This window comes from uncultured Fretibacterium sp. (assembly GCF_938030725.1).
Classification (GTDB): domain Bacteria; phylum Synergistota; class Synergistia; order Synergistales; family Aminobacteriaceae; genus Fretibacterium.
The window spans coordinates 1-17819 of sequence record NZ_CALHIQ010000028.1; the positions used below are offsets into that span (position 1 = coordinate 1).

At 62.6% G+C, this 17819-nt stretch carries 16 protein-coding genes; 5 read left to right on the plus strand and 11 right to left on the minus strand.

The genetic code is table 11. The features are described from left to right. Positions 1-170 precede the first annotated feature (170 nt). Both Q0629_RS01960 and lpdA read left to right on the plus strand, forming a co-directional pair. Positions 171-2501, plus strand: coding sequence for a PBP1A family penicillin-binding protein (locus tag Q0629_RS01960; RefSeq protein ID WP_298778253.1), 2331 nt, complete (start codon positions 171-173; stop codon positions 2499-2501). A gap of 70 nt (positions 2502-2571) precedes the next feature. Next, on the plus strand, positions 2572-3957 hold the full coding sequence (lpdA, locus tag Q0629_RS01965; RefSeq protein WP_298778256.1) for a dihydrolipoyl dehydrogenase: 1386 nt from the start codon (positions 2572-2574) through the stop codon (positions 3955-3957). A 102-nt stretch (positions 3958-4059) separates the two neighbouring features. Here the strand turns inward: lpdA and Q0629_RS01970 are convergent, their stop codons facing one another. The 11 genes from Q0629_RS01970 to Q0629_RS02020 all read right to left on the minus strand — a co-directional run bounded on the left by Q0629_RS01970 (position 4060) and on the right by Q0629_RS02020 (position 14490). Next, positions 4060-4311, minus strand: a complete 252-nt coding sequence (locus Q0629_RS01970) for a hypothetical protein (protein WP_298778258.1) — start codon at positions 4309-4311, stop codon at positions 4060-4062. A gap of 32 nt (positions 4312-4343) precedes the next feature. Continuing rightward, on the minus strand, positions 4344-4820 hold the full coding sequence (locus Q0629_RS01975; RefSeq protein ID WP_298778261.1) for a GNAT family N-acetyltransferase: 477 nt from the start codon (positions 4818-4820) through the stop codon (positions 4344-4346). Positions 4821-4849: 29 nt separating this feature from the next. Next, the gene (locus tag Q0629_RS01980; protein WP_298778264.1) at positions 4850-6145 is read right to left on the minus strand and encodes an adenylosuccinate synthase; all 1296 of its coding nucleotides are present in this window, start codon (positions 6143-6145) and stop codon (positions 4850-4852) included. Positions 6146-6242: 97 nt separating this feature from the next. After that, positions 6243-7490: a S41 family peptidase gene (locus Q0629_RS01985; protein ID WP_298778267.1), complete on the minus strand. Its 1248-nt coding sequence runs from the start codon at positions 7488-7490 to the stop codon at positions 6243-6245. Between the two features lie 108 nt (positions 7491-7598). Continuing rightward, positions 7599-8822 (minus strand): peptidoglycan DD-metalloendopeptidase family protein, encoded by a 1224-nt coding sequence (locus Q0629_RS01990; RefSeq protein ID WP_298778269.1) that lies wholly within the window; start codon positions 8820-8822, stop codon positions 7599-7601. A 73-nt stretch (positions 8823-8895) separates the two neighbouring features. Continuing rightward, positions 8896-10113, minus strand: coding sequence for a M23 family metallopeptidase (locus Q0629_RS01995; protein ID WP_298778272.1), 1218 nt, complete (start codon positions 10111-10113; stop codon positions 8896-8898). A gap of 10 nt (positions 10114-10123) precedes the next feature. Then, positions 10124-11014 (minus strand): permease-like cell division protein FtsX, encoded by an 891-nt coding sequence (locus Q0629_RS02000; RefSeq protein WP_298778274.1) that lies wholly within the window; start codon positions 11012-11014, stop codon positions 10124-10126. Beyond that, the gene (locus tag Q0629_RS02005) at positions 11001-11696 is read right to left on the minus strand and encodes an ATP-binding cassette domain-containing protein (RefSeq protein WP_298778277.1); all 696 of its coding nucleotides are present in this window, start codon (positions 11694-11696) and stop codon (positions 11001-11003) included. Before Q0629_RS02005 ends, Q0629_RS02000 begins: the two co-directional genes overlap by 14 nt. A 49-nt stretch (positions 11697-11745) precedes the next feature. Next, the gene (locus Q0629_RS02010; RefSeq protein WP_298778279.1) at positions 11746-12666 is read right to left on the minus strand and encodes a transketolase C-terminal domain-containing protein; all 921 of its coding nucleotides are present in this window, start codon (positions 12664-12666) and stop codon (positions 11746-11748) included. Beyond that, positions 12663-13478: a transketolase gene (locus Q0629_RS02015; RefSeq protein WP_298778281.1), complete on the minus strand. Its 816-nt coding sequence runs from the start codon at positions 13476-13478 to the stop codon at positions 12663-12665. Before Q0629_RS02015 ends, Q0629_RS02010 begins: the two co-directional genes overlap by 4 nt. A 100-nt stretch (positions 13479-13578) precedes the next feature. Further along, positions 13579-14490 carry a hypothetical protein gene (locus tag Q0629_RS02020; RefSeq protein ID WP_298778285.1) on the minus strand — a complete coding sequence of 304 codons (912 nt, stop codon included), beginning with the start codon at positions 14488-14490 and terminating at the stop codon, positions 13579-13581. A 756-nt stretch (positions 14491-15246) separates the two neighbouring features. Between Q0629_RS02020 and Q0629_RS02025 the strand changes: the two genes are divergently transcribed. The 3 genes from Q0629_RS02025 to Q0629_RS02035 all read left to right on the plus strand — a co-directional run. Continuing rightward, positions 15247-16263 carry an ATP-binding cassette domain-containing protein gene (locus tag Q0629_RS02025; RefSeq protein ID WP_298778287.1) on the plus strand — a complete coding sequence of 339 codons (1017 nt, stop codon included), beginning with the start codon at positions 15247-15249 and terminating at the stop codon, positions 16261-16263. A 2-nt stretch (positions 16264-16265) separates the two neighbouring features. Beyond that, positions 16266-16934: a methionine ABC transporter permease gene (locus Q0629_RS02030; RefSeq protein WP_298778290.1), complete on the plus strand. Its 669-nt coding sequence runs from the start codon at positions 16266-16268 to the stop codon at positions 16932-16934. A 50-nt stretch (positions 16935-16984) separates the two neighbouring features. Further along, on the plus strand, positions 16985-17819 hold an 835-nt coding region (locus Q0629_RS02035; protein WP_298778292.1), incomplete at its 3' end, for a MetQ/NlpA family ABC transporter substrate-binding protein.

The following is a 17819-nucleotide window of genomic DNA, read 5'->3' on the forward strand; positions in this document are numbered from 1 at the left end:
ATGCTCCTTGATTGCTTTCAACAACTTTTGAAGATTAATCAGCGCTTCCTTAGATCACGCCATTTCTCTGTGCACAACGGGCCTGAAAATGAGATAATAAATTGAAGACGGCCCGTGGCATCCCCGCGGAACAGAACCGTCGAAGATTCAGTCAGGAGGACCGTGTACCGATGAAGAACTCATTCGAGGGACCCCGCTACGGCTCCTACCGCGACGGCGACCGACGCCGGGCGGAGGACATCCTCTACGGCCGGGCCGCCCCTCAGCCCCCCAAAAAGAAGGGGAAGAAAAAGAAGAGGTCGTCTTTTTCAATCTTGAAGCTCCTCTTTATGACGCTGATCCTGCTCCTCCTCGTCGGCATCGGAGCCGTCAGCGCAGGGGTGGCGTGGTACATCGTGAAGATTTCGGCGGACCTCCCCAGCATGGTGGAGGTGGCCAACCCCAAAAGCAGCGTGGCCTCCATCCTCTACGACCGCAACAACAAGGTCATCGCACGCCTGTTCATCGAGAACCGTACCCCCCTTGAGCTGCATCAGGTTTCCCCGTGGCTCGTGAAGGCCGTGCTGGCCGCAGAGGACTCCGCCTTCTACCAGCACGGAGGCATCCGCATCGGCTCCATCCTCCGGGCCCTCTGGATCGACCTCGTGGAACACGGCAAGGTGCAGGGCGCCAGCACGATCACCCAGCAGTTGGCGCGGAACCTCTTCCTCTCCCACGAGAAGAGCGTCACGCGCAAGGCGAAGGAGATCATCATCGCCATGCGCATGGAAAAGCTCTTCTCCAAGGACAAGCTCTTGGAGCTCTACCTGAACACCATCAACTTCGGCCGCGGCGCCTGGGGCGCGGAGATCGCGGCGCGCACCTACTTCGGGAAGTCCGCCTCAGAGCTGGACATCGCGCAGTCCAGCATCCTGGCAGGGCTCATCGCCAACCCGGGGCGGTACAACCCCCTGAGCAACCTCGCCAACGCAAAGGCGCGCCAGAATTATGTCCTGAGCCGGATGGAGCTCCTCGGATGGATCAGCGCGGAACAGCGCCAACAGGCCTACGCCGAGGAGCTGAAGTTCGCCAGAAAGCCCAACCGCATCGAGGAGTTCAACCTGGCCCCTTACTTCGTCTCCCACCTGCTCTTCAACGACCTCCTGCCGAAGTACGGCAAGGACGAGGTCTACAGCGGCGGCATGCACATCTACACGACGCTGGACCTCGATCTTCAGAACAAGGCGCGGGAGGCCGTCAACTCCCTGCCCACCATGGGGGCCCTCGTCTGTCTCGCGGCCGACACGGGAGAGGTCCTGGCTCTGGTGGGCGGCAAGGACTTCAAGACCAGCAAGTTCAACCGGGCAACGCAGGCCTTTCGCCAGCCCGGCTCAAGCTTCAAGCCCATCGTCTACGCCGCCGCGCTGGAGGAGGACATCATGCCGAGCGACCACTTCATGGACGCACCGATCACCTTCGGGGGGCGCGGAGGGAACGGACGCGGTTGGTCACCCAAGAACTCGAGCGGTAAGTACGCGGGGGAAGTGACGCTGCAAAAGGCCCTCTCCAGCTCCTTCAACACGGTGGCCGTCCGCGTGGCTGCCTACATCGGAACGGAAAACGTCGTGAAGATGGCACGTAGCGCGGGGATCGAGACCAAACACCTGCCGAGCGACCTGTCCGTAGCCCTGGGAGCCGCCAGCCTGACGCCGCTTGAGATGGCCGTGGCCTTCAACTGCTTCAACAATGGGGGCAAGCGGGTGACGCCCCTGACGATCCGCGAGATCCGCGACAACGAGGGCAACGTCCTTGAAACGCGCTCCCCCCAGCTGTCGCAGGCCATGCGCCCGTCCACCGCCTACACGATCCGCTCCATGCTCCAGGACGCGGTCCGCGCAGGAACGGGCACCAGGGCGCGCGTCCCCAACGTGGACACCTTTGGCAAGACGGGGACCTCCAACGACTTCATCGACGCCTGGTTCGTCGGAGGAACGCCGGGCCTGACGACGGCGGTCTACGTCGGCAACGACGACCACACCTCCATGGGGCGCAAGGGCTTCGGCGGCACGATGGCCGCTCCCGCCTGGCAGGCCTTCATGGCCTATGCAGTCAAGGAGCAGAAGACCCCATCGAGCTTCGCCAACGCCCCCGACTGGGCGGAGGTCACGAGGGTTTCCATCTGCAGGAACTCCGGCTACCTGGCTGCGGGCGGCTGTCCGGCGGTCCCTCTCTACTTCCCGAGCGGCAAGGCCCCCACGGCCAAGTGTCCCTACCACGGCGGAAGCTATGAGGCTGCGGACGAGGACCCGCGTGGGCCGCGGCTCTTCCTGATCGAGCAGGACGAGGCCTACCTGGACAACAGCGCGGAGGAATCGCAGGAGGAGCACACGACGCCTCAGCAGGTCAACCCGTCCGTGATCCCCGCCCCGTCGGCCCCGGCGCCCTACCGCCACGACCCCAGCCCGGCGGACGAGGTGGAGAAGCGCTACCAGCAGCTGCTGAAGGAATACGGGATCGACTAACCCGCCCCGCCCTGGAGGCAGAAGCCGACGGGACGGCATTTCAACAAATTCCAGCAAAGGAGAGGTCACCATGAGTTCAAAGCGCATCGTCATCATAGGAGCCGGCCCCGGAGGGTACGTGGCCGCCATTCACGCGGAGCACCTCGGCGCCTCGGTCACCCTGATCGAGAAGAAGACCATCGGGGGCACCTGCCTCAACGTGGGCTGTATCCCGACCAAGGTGCTGCTGCACACGGCGGAGCTCCTCACGGAATTGAAATCCGAGGCAAAGCGCATCGGAGTGCTCGTGGAGGGAACGCGGCTGGACTGGGACGCGCTGATGAAGCGAAAGACGCTGACCGTTTCCCGCCTTGTGAAGGGGACGTTGAACCTCGTGCAGGGCAACGGCATCGAGTACATCGAGGGCGTCGCCGCCATCAAGGACCCCCACACCGTCGAGGTGAATGGCAGGGCCATCCAGGCCGACGCCATCGTCATCGCCACGGGGTCTGTGCCGGACGTCCCGGACGTTCCGGGGTACGACCTCGAGGGAGTCATCACCAGCGACGAAGCCCTCTCGCTGCCGGCGCCCCCCGCCTCGATGGTCGTTTCCGGCGGCGGCATCATCGGAATGGAGTTCGCCGCGGCCTACGCCGCCTTCGGGACCAAGGTCACGGTCGCCGTCACCTCCCCCGAGATACTGCGGAACCTGGACACGGACATCGCCCTCATCCTGCGCAAAACCCTGGAGAAGCGCGGGGTGAGCTTCCGCACGGGGGCCAGCATCACCAGGGTAACCCGCTCCGGAGAGGGGCTCAAGATCGAGCTCACGACGCCGGAGGGCCAGGTGGAGCTGGAGGCGGAGAAGCTCCTGGTGGCCAAGGGCCGTAAGCCCTACACGGAGGGCCTCGGCCTCGACGCCCTGGGCATCGAGATGAAGCGGGGGCGCATCGTGACGGACGCCCACATGGAAACCAACGTCAAGGGGATCTATGCCATCGGCGACTGCGTGAACGCCTACATGCTGGCCCACGTGGCCTCCCGCGAGGGCGAGGTGGCCGTGGAGAACATCATGGGGCACGCGGTGGACATGGACTACACGACGACGCCGGGCGCCATCTACACGTCGCCTGAGATCGCGACCGTAGGACTTTCGGAAAAGGACGCGGCGAAGCGCGGCCTCAAGGTCAAGGTGGGCAGCTTCCCGCTGATGCTGAACGGCAAGAGCATGATCACGGGGGACACCAGCGGCGTCATCAAGATCATCGCGGACGACGAAACGCACCAGATCCTGGGCGTCGAGATGGTGGGCGGCCCGGCAACGGACATGATCGCGGAGGGGGCCCTGGCACTCCACTTCAAGGCGACGCCCGATGACCTCCTGAACACGATCCACGCACACCCCACCGTGGCGGAGGCCGTGGCGGAGGCCGCGGGGAACGTCTTCGCAAGGGGCATCCACACGCCGAAGGGATAACGCCGCGGGTCCCCGTCCGGCGGGCGAAGGACCAAAAAGCGAGGGGAGCGCCTCGAGGCGCTCCCCTTCGTCGTGCCGTTGAAGAACTTTAGGCCATCGGGGTCACTCCTGAGCCCGTCGACTGGAGTAGACCTGTCGCATCCGATCCCGCCGCCGGAGGTCGCGCTGGTGAGCCCAGGCGGACTCAAGGGCTCGAACCACCGCGCTCCAATCCCGCCTCCACACCTCCGCCGCCTTGCTGGCGGGGGAGGCGCCTAGGGCCTCGTCCATGACCCTGGGGCGCTCCTGCAGCGTGAACCCCGTCCCGTCAAAGGCGACGGAGGACCCGTCGCTGAAGGGTATATAAACCTTCATGCAATACCCCCTTCCGAAAGAGGCCCCAGGCCTCAGCCCTTCCGCACCGCCAGGGGAAGCGGCGCGCTCATCACGATCGCGTCCTCGCCGTCCGCGTAGTAGCCGGGGCACGTCGTTTCTCTGCGAAAGGACATCCCCTCGTAGAGCGACAGGGCCGCCGCGTTGGACCTCCTGACGCGCAGGCGAAGCCGCCTCAGGTTCAGGTACAGGGCGCAGTCCCCCACGGCAGCCAGGAGCTGAACCCCTATGCCGAGCCGGCGAAAGTCTGGGTGGACGAGGAGGGACATCAAAAGCCCCGCGCGCCCCTCCCGTCCCAACACGGCATACCCCAAAAGCTCATCGGTGGTGGCGGTCGAGAAGGCCCCGAGGTAACTGATCTCAGCCTCCGAGCCCTCCCGCAGGTCGCCCTCGACGATCGATTCAGGCCAGGGGGATTGGGACATGGCGTTCAGCGCGATGAGGGCAGGCAGGTCGCGAGGCCCGCAGAAACGAATTTCCGGGACGTACACGCCCTCCCGCCTCCACAGGGGCTACGCGCCTAGGATCGCAGGAGCCCGCAGTTGATCGCCTGGTCGCGGTCCGCCCCCACCGCGATCAGGCCAACGGGGACGTTCAACTCCTTCTCGATGTAGCGCACGTAGTCCTGGGCCGCCTGAGGAAGGGAGTCGATGGTCCGGCAGCCGGCGATGTCGTCGGACCAGCCGGGCAGGGTTTCGTAGATGGGCTTGACCGCCTCAAGCACTCGCGTGCTGACCGGGAAGCGGTCCAGCCGCTCCCCCTCGTACTCGTAGGCGACGCAGACCTTGATGGGTCCTATCCCGGTCAGGACGTCCAGCTTCGTCAGGGCGATGGTGTCCGCGCCGTTCAGGGCCATGGAGTACTTCAGCCCCACCAGGTCGAGCCAGCCGCAGCGACGCGGCCTGCCGGTGGTGGCGCCAAACTCTCCGCCGTTTCGGCGCAGGGTTTCGCCCGCCTCCGTCAGGTCCTCCGTGGGCATGGGGCCCTCCCCCACGCGCGTCGTGTAGGCCTTCGCGACGGCGATCACGCGATTCAGGTCGTGCGGGGAGAGCCCCGTCCCCGTGAAGGCGCCGGCCGCGGAGGTGGAGGAACTCGTAACGTAGGGATAGGTGCCGTGGTCGATGTCCAGGAGGGCCGCCTGCGCCCCTTCCAGGAGGACGTGCTGGCCGTCGTCCACCGCCCTGCGGAGCAGTGCGGCCACGTCGTCCACGTAGGGCGCCAGCGTCTTGCCCCACTGGCGCGCGGGCTCGTAGACCTCGTCGAAGGGAAGGGGCTTCTCGCCGTAGAGGCGCGTCAGAATCTGGTTCTTCTCCTCAAGCAGCGGCGTCAGGCGATCGCGCAGGACGTCCGCGTCCAGCAGGTCCTCGATCCGGAGGCCGCAGCGCGAGTACTTGTCCACGTAGCACGGGCCGATCCCGCGTCCCGTCGTGCCTATTTTGCGCCCCTTGCCGCGGGCCTTCTCCTGAGCCTGATCCAGGATCTTGTGGTAGGGCATCACCACATGGGCGCGGGGGCTGATGGCCAGACGGGCCCTGTCCTGCTGCTTCTCACTGAGGTTCGCTATCTCCTTCAAGAACTGCTCCGGGTCGATCACAAGGCCGTTGCCCAGGATGCAGAGCTTTCCCGGATAGAGCATCCCGGAGGGCAGGAGGTGAAAGACCACCTTCTCGCCGTCCGCGATCACCGTGTGCCCCGCGTTCGCGCCGCCCTGGTAGCGGACGAAGATGTCCACGTCCCCACCCAGGAGGTCGACGACCTTTCCCTTACCCTCATCGCCCCACTGAGCGCCGACGAGCAGATCCACGTTGTTCTTCATAATTATTTAGCACTGCCTCCTCAAAACGTCCGAACGAGGGGCCTCGCAGGGGGAAGGCCTTCCCCCTCCTGCCCCAGACGGGGACACCCTGCACTCTTTACTTCTTTTGCCTCTCCGTCCCGGACGACGGCTGGAAGCGTTTTTTGACCTCGGCCGCAGCCCGCTGAAGCTGTGCGTCCTTCATCACGTCCCGATTCAGGTCCCCGCTGACCTCGACCTCCGGCGTGAGCCCCACGTGATCGATCACGCGCCCCGACGGCGTGTAGTACCGCGCGATCGTCACGTAGAGGCCCGAACCGTCCGTCAGGGGAAAGAGCGTCTGCACCGAGCCCTTTCCGAAGCTCTTCTCCCCCACCAGCACGGCCCGCTGTCTGTCCGTCAGGGCCCCGGCAACGATCTCTGAGGCGCTGGCGCTTCCGCCGTTGATCAAAACCGCCATGGGCATGTCGGTGAGGAAGAGCGCCTCGTCGGCGAAGTACTTCTCGTTGGCCCGTTCGGCGCGTCCGCGGGTTTCCACCACCAGGCCGCCCTTCACGAACATGCCCACGATCTTCACCGAGGCGTCCAGGAGGCCGCCGCCGTTGTTGCGCAGGTCCAGGACCAGCCCCTTCGCCCCCTGCCGCAGGATGTCCCGCAGGGCGTTCCGCGCCTCCTCATCCGTCTTCTGCTTGAACTGGGTGAGCCTCAGGTAGCCCACGTCGTCCGAGAGCATCTGGTAGCGCACGCTCTTGAGCTTGATGATCTCGCGGGTCACGTCGAACTTCAGAAGCTCGTCCTCCCCCTCGCGCCGCACCCAGAGCGTGACCTTCGTATCGGGCGCGCCGCGCAGGCGCTGCACCACCTGCTCCGACGTCCAGCCGATGACGACCTCGTCGTCCACCTTCACGATCTGGTCCTTCGTCTTGAGGCCGACGCGCTCCGCGGGCGAGTCCTCCATGGGGCTGATGACCAGTATCTGTCCGTCGCGGGTCCCGATGTACATCCCAAGGCCGCCATAGCGCCCCTCCATCTCGATCTCCTCGTCCTTCAGCTGGCCCGGAGAAACGTAGCGCGTATAGGGGTCCTTCCATGCCTCCACCATGCCCTTCATGGCTCCCTGCAGGAGGTCCTCCTCGGAGGTCGGCTTCTCCTCCGCGTCCACCTGATACGTTTCGATGATCGCCCTGGCCTGTCGGAGAAGCCACAGGGAGCGAACGCTGAACGGCGAGAGCTTGTCCAGCTCCGAAACGTCTGCGGCCCCGGCGTGTCCTGCCGCAAAGGCACCGGCGACCAAAAGGGCCAGGAGAAAGCCCGCAGCGTTCACCCATGACCTGCCGATCTTCTGCTTCATCTTATCAAACACCATCCTCAATATACGTGCGCGAAACGGCGCGCTTCAGAAGTATACCGCAGCCGCGCGAAATATTACAGTCCGGCCCTCAGCGGCTGCCCAGACGCGCGCAAGAGATGCGGGCTAAAACCGCCTCAGATAGTGCAGCGGGTCCTCCGCCCTGCCGTTGCGGCGCACCTCGAAGTGCAGCCCGTAATCCGTGTTGGCTCCGCTGTTCCCCACCTTCCCCAGGGGGCTCCCCGTCTTGACCGCGTCCCCCTCAGCGACCGAAGCGGAGGCGAGGTGGGCATAAACCGTGGATATCCCCCGGCCGTGATCAATGATGACCACCTGACCGAATCCCCGGATCCAGCCGGTGAACAGCACCTCTCCCGGCCCCGCAGCCCGCACGGGGGCCCCTGAGGCGGCCCTGATGTCGATCCCGGAGTTGAACACCTTCGTTTTGAAGACGGGATGTATCCTGGACCCGAAGGCCATGGCAATGGACCCCTGGATCGGCCACTCCAGCACCGCCCCGTTCGCTAGGTAGGTGTACTGTTGAGGTTTTTTTTGCGGTTTGAGCGGCTGCTGCGGCGCGGGCGTCCCCGGAGAGGCAGGCGGAGTTGACGGGGGTGCAGGAGCTCGCCCCCGCGCGCCCTTCTCCTGCATCAGGGCGATGATCTTGTCCCCTATCGCCTGCTGTGCGTTCATGAGCTCCTGGGCCGCTGCCTTCGCCTTTTTCTGCTCTCCCTGAACGTCCTTCAGGAGCGCGTTGGTCCGCTGGATCGTAGCGGCGAACTCATCGCGTTTCCTCTTCAGCTCCGTCTGCTGGCGCTGGACCTGCGCCCGGCTCGTTTCCAGCTTTTCTCTGGACCGTTCAAGCTCGTCCGCCTTCCGGGCAAGGGTTTCAACGACCTTCTGATCTTGGTTGGCCAGGCGCCGCAGCATGTAGGCCATGATCAGGGCCTCGTGGGTACTCCGCGTCGCCAGGAGCACATCCAGCCTCTCCTGGGAGCTGTACTTGTACATGTCCACGATCCTCGTCCGCAGCTTGATGAGGAGGTCCGCAAGGAGGTTGCTGGTCTCCGCAATGCTCAGGTTCAGCTGGGCCATGGAGCCCTGCAGCCTGCCGTTTTCCTTCTCCAGAAACTCCATGCGGGCCTGAGATTCCAGCGCGTTTCGGCGCAGGTTCATAAGGCGTCCCAGGATGCTCTGGGACTCCTTCATCTTGCTCCGAGCAAGCTCGTTATAGTGTTCTATCTTCCTGCTCAGGCTCTCCCGCTCTCGCTCACGGATCGCGATCATGTTGTCGAGGGCCGCGTCCTGTGGGGACGGCGCCGCCTGAGCCGCTGACCACAGGAACGACATCAGGAGGACGGCGGCAGGAAGATTTTTTTTACCTTTCCACATCTTGGTCGAAGGCCTCTGACCGCACCAGCGCCTAGCGCCTCAAATAGTCCAGCGGGTTCTTCACCGTGCTGCCGATGCGCACCTCGAAGTGAAGGTGATACCCCGTCGCCGTCCCCGTCCTTCCCACCTTCCCCAGGGCTGATCCGGATCTCAACACCTGGCCCTCGCGGACCAAAGCCGAGGACAGGTGCGCGTAGACCGTCGAGTAGTTCCGGCCGTGATCCAGGATGACGACCTGGCCGTACCCCCTCAACCAGCCCACGAAGAGGACTTCTCCCGCCGCTGCCGCCTTCACCGACGTGCCGGCCGGGGCCGCGATGTCGATGCCGGAATGAAAGTTCTTGGTCTTGAAGATGGGGTGGATTCGCAGGCCGAAGTTGCTGGAGATGGGCCCTCGAAGGGGCCAGTCGAACATGGAGCCGCGTCCCTGGCCCGCCAGGTAATCCACGCCGCTGCCCCTCCGTCCGCCCCCCTGGACGCTGCGCTCCTGCTTGCGGCGCATCAACGCCAGGATCGTCTGACCGACGGCCTTCTGGGCCTCCTCCGCCTCCCGCGAGGCCTTCTCGGCCAGCTTCTTCTGACGCTGGATCTGGCTGACGAAGGAGTTCGTGGCCAGGATCGTCTTGTGGTACTTCTCCTTCTGCTCCCTCAGTGCCTGGCTTTGCGCCTTCAGTTGGGCGCGGTGCTCGTCCATGGTCCTGCGCGAGAGGTCCAGGTTTTGATAGCGGAATTGAAGCTGGGAGAGGAGCACCTCGTCGTGACGGGCGATGAGCTGCATCATGTGCACGGCTTCGACGGCCTGAAAGACGTTTTCCGAGGAGAAAAAGAGGTTCATCTCCTCGGACGTCCCGTACTTGTAGAGGTCCACGATCCTGTGCTGCATCCTGTCGGACAGCTCGTTGATCCTCACCTGCTCCCGCGTCATCTCGGCGTTCAGGATGGCGATGTTCTCATGGATTTTATTCTGCTGCAGCTCCAGGACGGATATCCCCTGAGCGGCCATGCTCTCGTCCTGCTCCAGCACGTCGATACGCCCCAGGAGGCTGTCCACCTTGGCTCCCATCTCCCGAATCTTTCGTCGGTAGTCCTCGACGCGCTTGTCCAGCTCCCGGCGGCGGCGCTCCTCCGCGGCGATGCGCGCGTCGATGTTCTCGGCGGCGCTTCCCCGGGACAAGTGTGCAATAGGCGCCAGGAGCGGCAGCAGAAGGCTGAGGACCAGTGCTACGGCGAACTGCGCTCTGCCCTTCAAGACGGCGCTCCTATTCCGGTCGGGTCTCAGCGTGCATGAAGCGCGCCACCACGATGTAGCTGCACACCCAACCCAGTGTCGCCCCGAAGCCGACGAGGAGGACGCAGAAGCGCGCGATCACGTAGGGGTCCGCCACCAGCCCCGAAGTCAGGAAGGGCAGGTTGCGCTGAAGGATGGAGATGCCCGGCAGGTACGTCGAAACGATCCCTCCCACCGCGATCAGGGACCCCACGAGGGACAGGAGCGTGCCCTCAAGGACGAAGGGCGTCGCGATGTAGGCCCGGGTCGCCCCCACCAGGTACATGATGCCGATCTCCTCCCGCCGAGAGTAGAGGGAGATGTGGATCGTGTTGTAGACGACCAGGGCGGTTATGACGATGGAGAGGACGAACATCATAAACGCCACGCGGGAGGAGACGCGGGAGAGGGCCTTGACCCTCTGGACGACCATCCCCGCATAGATGACGTCCTCGATCTCCGGCATGGCCATCAGCGTTCGAACCAGGGGTTCCACGTCGGAAGCGTTCTGGACCCGTATTTCAAAGTTCCACGGGATGGGGTTGTCACCCAGGAGGTCCAGCGCCCGGGACTGGCTGCCCATCTTCTCCTGCAGTTTTGCGAGGGACTCCGCAGGGGAATAGGCCTTCGTCGCTGCCACGGCCTCCAGCGCCTGAATTTTTCGCAGGACCTGCTCCACGTCGCTGCCCTTTCGGACGTAGGCTTGAATGACCAGCTCGCTCTCAAGGCGGGAGAGCAGGTTCTCGATGTTGAGGGAGAAGAGCGTCGTCATCCCCAGGATCCAGAGCATCACGGAAGCGGTGACGAGGGTGAGCATGCCAAGGACCCAGTGGTTGACGATGAGGCGCCCCATGTCCCTCAGAATGTATCTAAAGGTTGTCATCGGCGAAGTACCCTCCCGACATCTCGTCGCGAATCAGCCTTCCGGCGTCGAGTTCAACGACCCTCTGGCGGCAGGAGTCCACGATGTACTGATTGTGCGTTGACATCACAACCGTCACCCCTCCGGCGTTGATGGCAAAGAGGACCTTCATCACGTCCGCCGCCGTGTGAAAATCCAGGTTGCCCGTCGGCTCGTCCGCGATAAAGAGTGAAGGGGAGTTGGCCAGCGCACGCGCTATCGCCACGCGCTGCTGCTCTCCTCCCGAGAGCTGAGCCGGCCGCATGAAGCGGCGTCGCCAGAGCCCAACCTGTTCGATGACCTCGTTCGTCCGATAGGAGACGATCTTCGGCGGCACGGCCATGGCCTCCATCACGAAGGCGATGTTCTCGTAGACCGTCAGGTGCGGGATCAGTTTAAAATCCTGCGCCACCAGCCCCACGTCTCGCCTGTAATAGGGGATGTCCGCCTTCCGCATCTCCCGCAGGTTCGCGTTGTTTACCCGAACCGAGCCGCGAGTCGGCAGAAGCTCCCGCGTGATGATCCTCAGGAGGGTGGACTTGCCCGATCCGGTGGCTCCGACGACGTAGACGAACTCCCCTTTGTTGATCTCGAGGTTGATATCCCTCAGAGCGACGATATCAGGCTCAAAGACCTTGCTCACCCCTGAAAAAGTGATCTTCAATATGGCGTTCCCCTTCGATAATCAGCTCATCACAAGGCACACCAGGCGCCTATCCTACCCTGCGCCTGGCCCAAGCCTGCACCGCGGCGCTGACGACCTGTGTCGCCGTCAGTCCGTAGTAATCCCTCAAGTTCTGCGTTGACCCGCTCTGTCCGAAGCCGCCGCTCGCCGTCACAGGCAGGACGGGCACCGGGTACTCCTGTGCGGCGAGGGCCGTCACGCTCTCAAAGAGCCCTCCCGCCAAAAAGTGCTCCTCCGCCACGACGCAGCATCCCGTCTTTTGGAGGGATGAGAGAATCGAACGACCGGGCAGGGGGCTGACGCAGCAGCAGTCGATGACCTCAGCGTGCAGGCCCTGCTGCGCCAGAATGTCCGTGGCCTTCAGGGCCTCCTTTACCATGATACCACACGCGCAGATCGTGATGTCGCCCCCCCGCCGCAGCGTTCGGGCCCCTGTAAAGCAGAGGTGCTCCTGCTCCTCGCCCAGAGCGGCATTGCGCTCCTCCGCAAACCGGAGGAAGGCAGGTCGGCGACGACGAAGGGCCTCCCGAAGCAGGGCGACCGAGGCGTCCCTGTCCGAGGGGACGAGGAGCGTTATCCCCGGCAGAAGGCGCATGAGGGCCACGTCCTCAAGCATTTGACGCGCCGCTCCCTCATAGCCCGCAGAGAAGCCGGAGTCGTACCCCACGATGCAGACCGGCAGCGCGGTCAGGGCAATCGCGGAACGAATCTGCTCATAGGCACGACCGAGGAGGAACGACGTCGCCCCGCTCAGCACGACCCTGCGGCCGCCATAGGCCATCCCCGCCGCCATCAGCACCAGACCCTGTTCCCCGACGCCGGGGACGTAGGGGCGCTGTCCGGGCCAAAGCGGCGGCGCGCAATCTCCCGCCAGCGCCACGTCGGCGAACTCGCCGCCGCACCCCAGGGCCTCCTCAAGAAACGACCGATAGACCTTCCGAAGCGTCATCGGAGCTCACGCCTTATCCCGCTGATCAGCACGTCCGCCGCCTGACGGTCCAGAGGCCCCTCGTCGTCCATCAGTTCGTCGCTGCCGTGCGGCAGCCCGCGGCCGCGGACGGTCCGGGCCAGCAGGACGCGCATCCCCTTCCCCCGATCCTCCGCCGTCAACTCGCTCCAGGCCTCGTTCAGGGCCTCCACGTCGTGGCCGTCCGCACGGACGGCCTCACAGCGCCCAACCGCGGAGAGCGCCCTCGTCGCATCGGCGTCTGCTCCGTCCGACTCGACGATGAGGATCAGGCCGGGGAGCGCCGCCTCCGCGGCAAGGGTCAGCGTTTCGTACACGGGCCCTGAGGCCAGCTCGTCCGCGCCGAGGAGGCAGACGACCCTGGCCTCCGATGCAGCGTCCCGCAACGCCAGAGCCAGCCCCAGGGCAAGCCCTAGGCCGATGCCGCGCACCCCACAGGACACGTCGATCCCCGGAGCGTGCCGAAACTCCGGGGCGGACTGCAGCATGCCGCCCAGGCGCCGGTACTCCCACAGCTCCTCCCGCGGGAAAAAGCCGTACTCCGCAAGCGTGGCGTACAGGGCCGGCGCGGCGGCGACGCGGCTCAGGACAAAGCGATCCCGCCCCTCGTCGAGGGGCGATTCGGGATGAACGCGCAGCACCCGGCCGTAGAGCCAGACCAGAAGGTCCACGCTGGACACGGCGGAAAAGAGGTAGCCGTCGTGAAGCGCCCCCGGCATCCCGGCGATATCCCGACGCACGCAGAGGGCCCGCTCCTGAAGCGCCTCCGTCCCGCAGTCCTCCCTCTTTTCCATTCGGCCCCTCCCATCACCACCGCTGCGCTCAATATAAGTCCAAACGCTCCTGAACCCCCGAAGCGGGGCGCTCAGGAGCGCGCCGTTCAAGGCCGGACGGCTAGGTCCGGCTCAACGAAACGCCGCCGCCCAACCCTCGCATGTAGCGGGAGCGGTCCTCCAGGGCGCGGTCGACATCGCGCTGCCCCCAAAGGGCCAGCATCACCTCGCGGATGGGCAGCTTTCGGCGTTCCCGCAGCTCCGTCCAGAGGGCAGGGGGCAGAAACGCCCAGGTCAGGAACTCGCCTCGAGTGAGGCGGTCCAGGACGAGGTATCCCGCGCGCGGGTTGTACAGGAAGATCGGCGTGATCCGCTGCGACGCCATGTGCTTCAGGTCCCCCCGCGAAAAGGAGAGGGCCTCCAGTTCCTGAAGGTCCGACTCGGTGGGCAGGTTCAGGATGGAAAACCATATCCGGAACTCGTTCTCCGGGTCGCTAAGCAGCTCAGGGCCGGCCTTGACCCAGGCCTTAAGACGGGTGACGGCGTCGTACTCCCCACGCGCCATGGCAAAGCGGAGCGCCCAATACGCCTTTCGCAGGACCTCGTCGTCGTTCAGGCAAAGGGCAAAGGCTGCCTCGTCCTGAAAGGGGAAGTCGTCGAAAAACGCGGCGTGGTCCTTCATAAAGCCCTTCAGGGCAAGGACCGTCGACATGTGACTCCCCGGCGGGTCCATCTGGGCCAGCAACTCCCCCCGCAGGAAGGCCACGGTGTCCTTCGGCAGGCTGATGAGCGTGGAAGCGTCCAAGGGCAGCGTGAGCGCCTCGTTCTCGTAAAGCGACACGGCCGACATCCCCCCGCCCGGCTTCCCCCAGGACCAGGAGTCGCCGGCGCCTGCGGCGGGCACGCCCACCAGGCAGCGGTTGTGGGGCAAAAGCAACATCACAAAGGGTCCCTCTGGGGGGGTGATCCCCTCCGGAACGGATGCCTGCGGCAGCTTCGCCAAGGTTCCATTGGACATCAACTCAAAGATCAACCTGTTCCCCCCTCACACTTCGTTCCGCCGCGCCCCCTTTCAAAAGGCACAGGTCACAACGCACGCCAACGATCAAAGGATACCACAACCCCTCTATAAAAACACCTTGAAAAACCTCACTCCGCTTGGAGACGTCTGGCTGTGCTGCGAAGGCTTCCTTTCCCCGGGGACTTACCGGGGTCACATTATCACTGATCGACGACACGTGGAAAAGTCTTCCTTGACAGCCCATGAATATTTTGTTAGAGTTGGCGCTGATAAAGTTCAGTTTGGCCCCTTTGGGGAACTCTCTTGCGGAAGGAGGATCGCCATGCGCTACGCCGTGACGTGATGCGCCGATGACGGTGCACGGAGTGCATTATGTCGCCGCGCGGGCTGCGCGTGGAAGGATCCGGCTCCTTCAAACTTTTCTTAAAATTCCGCTCTGTCTTATTCTGTTTTTCGACAGGATCCGCGTCAGACATGGAAGTCTCTTTGATGCGGGAAGGAATTTCCCTGCCGTATCTTTCATCCTGCCCCCGTTTTTCGTCGATTCGACGGCGGCATCTATAACTCATTGCATTGAGGCGGACGCGAGAAGTTAAGACAGCGTTCTCATTATGCGTTGCACACAGCGAAACGGCAGTGAACCTGATACTCACGAAGCCGTTCGCAGCGCTGGTTCATGTTGTTTGCCCGCTGTTACCGGACGATAGCCGCTAAAAAGCGCCCATTAATTAAAGGTACGTGTATTTTGCCGGGGCCGGAGGAATTGCATTGATTGAGATCGAGCACCTGTACAAGGTTTGGGACGACAATGACAAGGCAGTGGTTTTAAAGGATATCAACGTCACGATCCAGGACGGTGATATCTATGCGCTGGTTGGACGAAGCGGGGCCGGAAAATCGACGTTGCTCCGGTGTATCAATGGCCTTACGGACTATCAGTCGGGGAGCCTGAGGGTGGACGGGCGCGAGATCAAAGGGTTGGGAGAGAAGGAGATTCGTAACCTGCGCCGGCATATCGGAATGATATTCCAGCAGTTTTCCCTCTTGGAGCGCGAAACCGTCTACGACAACGTGGCCCTGCCGATGAAGTGCTGGAAGTACCCCAAGGCCAGCATCGACAAAAAGGTCCTGGAGTTGCTTGACCTGGTGGGGCTTTCCGAAAAAGCGCAGGTGAGGCCCAGGAACTTGAGCGGCGGCCAAAAACAGCGGGTCGCGATCGCGCGGGCACTCACCATGGAACCGAGCATCCTGCTCTGCGACGAGGCTACCTCCGCGTTAGATCCCAAGACGACCCTGTCTATCCTGGACCTGCTGAAGGAGATCAACCGGAAGATCGGCATCACCATCGTCGTGGTGACCCATCAGATGGAGGTGGTACGCAAGATTTGCCGGAGGGCGTGCATCATGGAGCACGGCGAAGTCACCGTGCAGGGACCCGTCAAGGACATCTTCATCGAGCAGCCAAGGTCGCTCATGAGGCTTTTGGGGGAGGGAAAAGCGAAACTCCCGGAGCAGGGACACAATATTCGGATAGCACATCTGCTGAACAGTCTGGACGAGGGGAAATTGTTCGGTCAGATGTATGCAGATCTGCAATGCGTGTTCCCGATCATCAGCGGAAAAATCCAATCTTTTGAGGATGACAGGCTGGGGATTTTCGTCATCAATGTCGATGATAGCCAGATGGGTAAGGTCGCCGCCTACCTGACGGAAAAAGGCGCCAGTTGGACGGAACTTTTGCCGGAAGTGGAAGATCAGAACGACGAACCGGAAGAGGATGAATAACCATGGCCCTGTCCCGATACAGCTTTGCACAGATTTTTCAGCTACTGATACTGCCCGCCATTTTCGACACCCTCAAGATGCTCCTCATCTCCGGGTTTCTGTCGGTCGCTTTCGGTTTCGTGATTGGGGTTATCCTGGTTGTAACGGAGAAGGGTGGGCTTTGCGAAAATGTTGTCGTCAATCGTATTCTTGATTTTATTGTGAACGTTATCCGCTCTTTTCCCTTTATCATCCTGATGATCTCCATCATACCGTTCACTCGATTGATCGTGGGGTCATCCATCGGAGATACAGCTGCTCTCGTTCCCCTGACAGTAGCCTGCACTCCCTTTATAGCGCGTACCTTTCAGAACAGCCTGAAAGAGGTTGACCCAGCTTTGATTGAGGCAGCTCGATCCTTTGGTGCATCTAGGAGCCAGATCGTTTTGAAGGTGATGCTGAAGGAGTCTGTCCCATCCATCGTGTCGGGGCTGTGTCTGGCCATCATCAATCTTTTGGGTGCTACGGCTATGGCCGGCGCCGTCGGGGCGGGGGGACTTGGGGCGGTCGCTTTGACTTACGGGTACCAGAACTTCAACGAAAAAATCATGTACTCGATCGTCCTGATTTTGGTTGCCCTGGTGATCCTGATCCAATACCTAGGTGACTGGATTTACAGAAAATTAAAGTAAGTGGGCAGACAGGGATTTTTGGAACTAAATCATTGAAGGAGGAAATCACGATGAAAAATGTGAATATCTTTGTGGGAGTTCTGCTTGTGTTTTTGCTTTGCGGTACGGCATTAGCGTCGGGACAGGCGGAGAAAACGGCCTCGCCAGGAGCCCAGATCAAGCCTCATGTAAAGATTGGGGTGCGCGCGGATATGGTGAACCAGATCGGCTCCGCCAAGGATGCGATCGAGGCTCTAGGCTATGAAGTGGAGCCGATCGTCTTCGACGACAGCGTGCAGCCAAACATCGCGCTCGCCGAGGGTAGCATAGACATGAACTGGTACCAGCATGAGCCCTACATGCAAAATTACAACAGGGACAAGGGAACGAACTTTGTTATGGTTCAGCCCAAGACCTTTTACCCTTTGTTTGCCATGTTCTCCAGCAAGTGGGACACCGTAGATCAGCTCCCAGAAGGCGCCACGATCGGTCTTTGCAACGACGCGACCAATCAGGCAAGGGGGCTCAAAATGCTCGAAGCTCATAAGTTGATCGTTCTTGACCCCGAGGCGGAGGTGCCTACAGTTCTGGATGTCAAGGAGAATCCCCGCAAATTCAAATTCATCACGGCGGAGATGTCCGTTCTGCCTCAGGCCATACGAGATGTGGATGGAATCTGCCTAGCTGCGGGGCATATGGTGAACGCCGGCATGTCCGTCGAAAAGTTCGTCTGCCAGTCCGACGACAATGAAAAGTACGCGGTCGGATTTGTTGTCAGGGCAGAAGACAAGGACGCAGTGTGGGCGCGGGAGATTGCGGAAGCGGTGCAGTGCGACAACCTGGCAGAATACTTCTTGGATTTACAATCTAAAAGCAACAGAAGGGGGAGAGAGGAGAAAAAAAGGC

Excerpts from the sequence above, each read along its gene's own strand:
- lpdA (WP_298778256.1), top strand. The coding sequence starts at position 2,572 with ATGAGTTCAAAGCGCATCGTCATCATAGGAGCCGGCCCCGGAGGGTAC.
- Q0629_RS01970 (WP_298778258.1), bottom strand. The coding sequence starts at position 4,311 with ATGAAGGTTTATATACCCTTCAGCGACGGGTCCTCCGTCGCCTTTGAC.
- Q0629_RS02010 (WP_298778279.1), bottom strand. The coding sequence starts at position 12,666 with ATGACGCTTCGGAAGGTCTATCGGTCGTTTCTTGAGGAGGCCCTGGGG.
- Q0629_RS02015 (WP_298778281.1), bottom strand. The coding sequence starts at position 13,478 with ATGGAAAAGAGGGAGGACTGCGGGACGGAGGCGCTTCAGGAGCGGGCC.
- Q0629_RS01960 (WP_298778253.1), top strand. The coding sequence starts at position 171 with ATGAAGAACTCATTCGAGGGACCCCGCTACGGCTCCTACCGCGACGGC.
- Q0629_RS02030 (WP_298778290.1), top strand. The coding sequence starts at position 16,266 with ATGGCCCTGTCCCGATACAGCTTTGCACAGATTTTTCAGCTACTGATA.
- Q0629_RS01990 (WP_298778269.1), bottom strand. The coding sequence starts at position 8,822 with ATGTCGTTCCTGTGGTCAGCGGCTCAGGCGGCGCCGTCCCCACAGGAC.
- Q0629_RS01985 (WP_298778267.1), bottom strand. The coding sequence starts at position 7,490 with ATGGTGTTTGATAAGATGAAGCAGAAGATCGGCAGGTCATGGGTGAAC.
- Q0629_RS02000 (WP_298778274.1), bottom strand. The coding sequence starts at position 11,014 with ATGACAACCTTTAGATACATTCTGAGGGACATGGGGCGCCTCATCGTC.
- Q0629_RS01980 (WP_298778264.1), bottom strand. The coding sequence starts at position 6,145 with ATGAAGAACAACGTGGATCTGCTCGTCGGCGCTCAGTGGGGCGATGAG.